The 536-nt window shown below is 64.4% G+C and carries 1 protein-coding gene; it reads left to right on the top strand.

The window, feature by feature from the left end; translation table 11 throughout:
- Window positions 1-311 precede the first annotated feature (311 nt).
- Window positions 312-536: dienelactone hydrolase family protein (locus tag ACX4ZE_RS23005; protein ID WP_480275553.1), on the top strand; the 225-nt coding region annotated here is incomplete at its 3' end.

The following is a 536-nucleotide window of genomic DNA, read 5'->3' as shown; positions in this document are numbered from 1 at the left end:
CCGGTAGCACTGTCGAATTTTCGGTCGGATATGGCTGCGATCTGCGGTGATGTCGAGGTGTGGGTGCTGGTTCGTGGGCTGGTGATCGCTGCCGCTACGTTCTGATCCGGTTTATACGGGTCGAGCGCTGGGGTGGTTGGTGTCAGAGAAGAAGTTCTCCGAGGAGCAGGTGATCCGATAACGCTGCCGCGGGAACGTGGTTTGTGACGGATCTTGTGAGCCATCGCCGCATTTCAGCGGCACACCTGCGCTGTTCTGCCAGTGGTGAACACCGGCCCGACCGAGCTCGATGATCACTACAGTCCAGTCTCATGACGACGGTTACAACGCGCACGGTCGAGTACCCGGCCGACGGCCTAACGATGATCGGGCACCTTGCGCTCCCGGCCGGTGTCGACCGCCGGCCCGCGGTCCTGGTCGGGCCCGAGGGGCCAGGGCTGAACGACTTCCAGCGCCGTCGGGCCGACATCCTGGCTGAGCTGGGCTACGTGGCGCTGGCCTTCGACCTCCACGGCGGGCGCTATTTGGGCGACCCC

Source organism: Nocardia sp. TBRC8007 (assembly GCF_056629435.1).
This window is presented reverse-complemented; position numbering and strand designations above follow the sequence as displayed.